The sequence below is a fragment of the Nocardioides sp. genome (genome assembly GCF_035429765.1).
In the GTDB taxonomy this organism is placed as follows: domain Bacteria; phylum Actinomycetota; class Actinomycetes; order Propionibacteriales; family Nocardioidaceae; genus Nocardioides.
This window is the reverse complement of record NZ_DAOMFK010000203.1, coordinates 1-5,590: the sequence shown is the minus strand read 5'-3', so window position 1 is coordinate 5,590 and position 5,590 is coordinate 1. Positions and strand designations below refer to the sequence as shown.

Genomic DNA, 5,590 nt, shown 5'->3' with positions numbered 1-5,590 from the left:
AACACGCCCACCCCGACGCGCGCCAGGTCGGGGCCGACCCGGCCCCGCAGGAGCCGCAGCACCGCAAGCGCCCGGGCCCCCAGAGGCCGGCCCGACAGCCCACCGGCTCCGAGCGCGGCGACCTCGGCCGCCGGCGTCCTCAGGCCCTCGCGTCCGGTCGTGGTGTTGGTCGCCACCACCCCGTCGAGGCCGGACGCCGTCGCGAGGTCCGCGACGGCGAGCACGTCCTCGTCGGAGAGATCCGGCGCGATCTTCACCAGCAGCGGCACCCGCCGCTCCGGCGAGACCTGGTCGGCCCGGCGGCGTACCGCTGCGAGCAGCGGCGCGAGCCGCTCGACCGCCTGCAGGTTCCGCAGCCCCGGGGTGTTCGGCGAGGAGACGTTGACCACCAGGTAGTCGGCCCACGGCGCGAGCAGGCCGGTGCTCTTCTCGTAGTCGGCCTGCACCGCCGCCTGGTCGTCGTCCGGCACCACCTTGGTCTTGCCGATGTTGACGCCGACCACCACCCCACCGTGGCGAGTCGCGCCTCCCGCCCCGTCGAGTCGCGCCTCGTGCCCCGTCGAGTCGCGCCTCGTGGCCGCCGCCCGGACCGCCAGCCGGCGGGCCACCACTTCGGCGCCGTCGTTGTTGAAGCCCATCCGGTTCACGATCGCGCGGTCGGCCGGCAGCCGGAACAGCCGAGGCGTCGGGTTGCCCGGCTGGGGCTCACCGGTCACCGTGCCGACCTCGACGTGGCCGAAGCCGAGCGCGGCCAGGGCGTCGATGCCGACGGCGTTCTTGTCGAAGCCGGCCGCCAGGCCGAGGACGTGGGGGAAGGTGAGCCCCATCGCCTCGACCGCGGCACCGGGCTCAGGCGCGCCGCGCAGCCGGTGCGGGAGCCGCGCGAGCACCGGGCCCGCCGTACGGATCCCGCGGAACCCGAGGTGGTGGGCCTGTTCGGCGTCCACCCGGGTCAGCAGGTGGTCGAACAGCAGGTGGTACGCCGTCGCCCGGCCGCGGCCCGACGACGACCCGCGCGACGTCATACGGACGGAGCACCCGTCTGCTCGGAACCGACGACGTCCGGGACGTCCCCGGGGCGGATCAGGGCCGCCCAGTCCTGCAGCGAGCGGACCCCCAGGTCGCCGGCGATCATCGCCTCGATCCCCTGCACGGCGGCACCGAGACCCTGCACCGTGGTGATGCAGGGGACGTTGTTCATCACGGCGGCGGTGCGGATCTCGTAGCCGTCGATGCGCGGGGAGCCGCCCGAGGCGGAGCCGTGCGGGGTGTTCACGATGAGGTTCACCGACCCGTCGGCGATCAGCTCGATCGTGGTCGGCTCACCGTGCGGCCCGAGGCCCTCGAAGTGCTTGCGCACCACGGTCGCGGGGATCCCGTTGCGACGCAGCACCTCCGCGGTGCCCTGGGTGGCGAGCACCTCGAAGCCGAGATCGGCCAGGCGCTTGACCGGGAAGATCATCGTCCGCTTGTCCCGGTTGGCCATCGAGACGAAGACCCGGCCGGAGGTGGGCAGGGAGCCGTACGCCGCGGTCTGCGACTTCGCGAAGGCGGTGCCGAACATCGCGTCGAAGCCCATCACCTCACCGGTGGAGCGCATCTCCGGGCCGAGCACGGTGTCGACGGTCTTGCCGTCCGGTGTCTTGAACCGGTTGAACGGCATCACGGCCTCCTTGACCGCGATCGGCGCGTCCGGCGCCAGGTCGCCCCCGTCGCCCACGGCGGCCAGCACGCCGGCCGCCCGCAGCGACGCGATCGTCTCCCCCAGCATCACCCGGGCCGCCGCCTTGGCCAGCGGCACCGCCGTCGCCTTGGAGACGAACGGCACCGTCCGCGACGCCCGCGGGTTGGCCTCGAGGACGTAGAGCACGTCGGACCCGAGGGCGAACTGGATGTTGATCAGCCCCCGCACCCCGACCCCGCGGGCGATCGCCTCGGTGGCCGCACGGATCCGCGCGACCTCCTCGGGCCCCAGCGTGATCGGCGGCAGGGCGCACGCGGAGTCGCCGGAGTGGATGCCGGCCTCCTCGATGTGCTCCATCACCCCGCCGAGGTAGAGCTCCTGGCCGTCGAAGAGCGCGTCCACGTCGATCTCGACGGCGTCGTCGATGAACCGGTCCACGAGCACCGGGTGCTCGGGGCTGATGGCGGTGGCGCGCTCGATGTAGCCGTGCAGGGTGGCGTCGTCGTACACGATCTCCATGCCGCGGCCGCCCAGCACGTACGACGGGCGCACCAGCACCGGGTACCCGATCTCCGCGGCGATCTCCTGGGCCTCCTCGAAGGAGGACGCCAGACCGTGCTTGGGCGCGGGCAGTCCGGCCTCGTGGAGCACCCGCCCGAAGGCGCCCCGCTCCTCGGCGAGGTGGATCGCCTCGGGAGTGGTGCCGACGATCGGCACCCCCGCGTCCTCGAGCCCCTGGGCCAGGCCGAGCGGGGTCTGCCCGCCCAGCTGGCAGATCACGCCGGCGATCGGACCGGCCTGCGACTCCGCGTGGACGATCTCGAGCACGTCCTCGAGCGTGAGCGGCTCGAAGTACAGCCGGTCGGAGGTGTCGTAGTCGGTCGAGACGGTCTCGGGGTTGCAGTTGACCATGATCGTCTCGTAGCCGGCCTCGCTGAGCGCCAGCGAGGCGTGCACGCAGGAGTAGTCGAACTCGATGCCCTGCCCGATCCGGTTGGGTCCCGAGCCCAGGATGAGCACCGCCGGACGCTCCCGCGGCTCGACCTCGGTCTCCTCGTCGTAGGAGGAGTAGTGGTACGGCGTGCGCGCCGCGAACTCGGCGGCACAGGTGTCGACGGTCTTGTACACCGGCCGCACCCCCAGCGCCTGGCGTACGCCGCGCACGATGTCCTCACGCATCCCGCGGATCTGGGCGATCTGGGCGTCGGAGAAGCCGTGCCGCTTCGCGAGCCGGAAGGTCGCCTCGTCCAGGCGGTCGGCGGCTCCCACCGCCTCGGCCACCTCGTGGACCAGGAAGAGCTGGTCGACGAACCACGGGTCGATCCGGGTGGCCTCGTGGACCTGCTCCGGCGTGGCCCCGGCCCGGATCGCGTCCATCACCAGGCGCAGCCGCCCGTCGCGCGGCACCCGGACCGCCTCCAGCAGCTGGTCGCGGTGGGCGGCGCGGTCCAGCCCGGTCTCGAACGGGCCGAAGTCGAAGACCGCCGCCTTGTTCTCCAGCGACCGCAGCGCCTTCTGGAGGGCCTCGGTGAAGTTGCGCCCGATCGCCATCGCCTCGCCCACCGACTTCATGTGGGTGGTCAGGGTCGGGTCGGCGCCGGGGAACTTCTCGAAGGCGAAGCGGGGCACCTTGACCACGACGTAGTCCAGGGTCGGCTCGAAGGAGGCCGGCGTCTCCCGGGTGATGTCGTTGGGGATCTCGTCGAGGGTGTAGCCGATCGCCACCTTCGCGGCGATCTTGGCGATGGGGAACCCGGTCGCCTTGGACGCCAGCGCCGAGGACCGCGACACCCGCGGGTTCATCTCGATCACGACCACCCGGCCGTCCGCGGGGTTCACCGCGAACTGGATGTTGCAGCCCCCGGTGTCCACGCCGACCGCGCGGATGATGCCCAGCGACAGGTCGCGCAGGTGCTGGAACTCGCGGTCGGTCAGGGTCATCGCCGGCGCGACCGTGATGGAGTCGCCGGTGTGCACGCCCATCGGGTCGAGGTTCTCGATGGAGCACACGATCACGACGTTATCGGCCGTGTCGCGCATGACCTCGAGCTCGTACTCCTTCCAGCCGATGATCGACTCCTCCAGGAGCACCTCGGTGGTCGGGCTGGCGGCGAGGCCGGCGCCGGCGATCTGGCGCAGGTCCGCCTCGGTGTAGGCCATCCCCGACCCGGAGCCCCCCATCGTGAAGGAGGGCCGCACGACCATCGGGTAGCCGAGGTCGTTGGCGGCGGCCAGGCACTCCTCCAGGGAGTGCGCGATCACCGAGCGCGCCACCTCGCCGCCGAGGCCCTCGACGATCCGCTTGAACGACGCACGGTTCTCCCCGCGCTCGATCGCCTCGATGGAGGCTCCGATCAGCTCCACGCCGTACTTCTCCAGCACGCCGGTGGCCGCCAGCGCCATCGCGGTGTTCAGGGCGGTCTGCCCGCCCAGGGTGGCCAGCAGCGCGTCGGGGCGCTCCTTCTCGATCACCCGCTCCACGAACTCGGGCGTGATCGGCTCGACGTACGTCGCGTCGGCGAACTCCGGGTCGGTCATGATCGTCGCCGGGTTGGAGTTGACCAGGACCACGCGCAGCCCCTCGGCCTTGAGCACCCGGCAGGCCTGGGTGCCGGAGTAGTCGAACTCGCAGGCCTGGCCGATCACGATCGGTCCGGAGCCGATCACCATGACGCTGCGGAGGTCCTCGCGGCGGGGCATCAGGCCTGCCCTCCCATCATCGCGGCGAACCGGTCGAAGAGGTACGCCGCGTCGTGCGGCCCGGCCGCCGCCTCCGGGTGGTACTGCACCGAGAACGCGGCGAGCGCCCCGTCGGCCCGGCGCAGCTCCAGGCCCTCGACCACGTCGTCGTTGAGGCACACGTGGGAGACCGACGCCCTCCCGTACGGGGTCTCGGTGGGTCCGTCCAGCGGTGCGTCGACGGCGAAGCCGTGGTTGTGGGCGGTGACCTCGACCTTGCCGGTGGTGCGGTCGAGGACCGGCTGGTTGATGCCGCGGTGGCCGTACGTGAGCTTGTAGGTCCCGAACCCGAGGGCGCGGCCGAACAGCTGGTTGCCGAAGCAGATCCCGAAGTAGGGCAGCCCTCGCTCGAGCGCCTCGCGCAGGACCTCGACCTGGCCGGTGGTGGCGGCGGGGTCACCGGGGCCGTTGGAGTAGAACAGCCCGTCCGGCTGCACGGCGAGGACGTCCTCGAGGGTGGCGGTGGCGGGCAGCACGTGCACCTCGAGGCCGCGCTCGGCCATCATCCGCGGGGTGCTCGCCTTGATCCCGAGGTCGAGCGCGGCCACGGTGAACCGCTTCTCGCCGACCGCGGCGACGACGTACGGCTCGGCGGTGGACACCTCGGCGGAGAGGTTGCACCCGGTCATCTCGGCCGACTCGCGCACCCGGGCGAGCAGGGCGGCGGGGTCGCGCTCGGTGGTGGAGATCCCGACGCGCATCGCCCCGCGCTCGCGCAGGTGCCGGGTCAGGGCGCGGGTGTCGACGCCGCGGATCCCGACGACGCCCTGCGCGCACAGGTCGTCGTCCAGCGAGCGACGGGCCCGCCAGCTCGACGGGACCCGGGCAGGGTCGCGGACGACGTACCCGGCGACCCAGATCCGGCCCGACTCCGGGTCCTCGTCGTTCATGCCGGTGTTGCCCACGTGCGGGGCCGTCATCACCACCACCTGACGGTGGTAGGACGGGTCGGTGAGGGTCTCCTGGTAGCCGGTCATCCCGGTGGCGAAGACCGCCTCGCCGAAGGTCTCACCCTCGGCTCCGTAGGACTCACCGTGGAAGGCGCGGCCGTCCTCCAGGACGAGCAGCGCGGGGGCATGCGACGGCACGCCGTACCTCCTTCTCCGCCTCACGGGACGGATCGTTAAAGGACGTTCAAGCGACTGCGACCCTATCAGCGGGTGGGGG

3 protein-coding genes are annotated in these 5,590 nt (G+C 72.3%); all 3 read right to left on the bottom strand.

Annotated elements, in window-relative coordinates; translation table 11 throughout:
- On the bottom strand, positions 1 to 1,025 hold a 1,025-nt coding region (locus PLP61_RS14430; protein WP_324503448.1), incomplete at its 3' end, for a quinone-dependent dihydroorotate dehydrogenase.
- Positions 1,022 to 4,384, bottom strand: coding sequence for a carbamoyl-phosphate synthase large subunit (gene carB / locus PLP61_RS14425; protein ID WP_324503447.1), 3,363 nt, complete (start codon positions 4,382 to 4,384; stop codon positions 1,022 to 1,024). The genes PLP61_RS14430 and carB, both read right to left, overlap by 4 nt.
- Positions 4,384 to 5,511, bottom strand: coding sequence for a glutamine-hydrolyzing carbamoyl-phosphate synthase small subunit (carA, locus tag PLP61_RS14420; protein ID WP_324503446.1), 1,128 nt, complete (start codon positions 5,509 to 5,511; stop codon positions 4,384 to 4,386). The genes carB and carA overlap by 1 nt, the downstream gene beginning before the upstream one ends.
- Positions 5,512 to 5,590 lie beyond the last annotated feature (79 nt).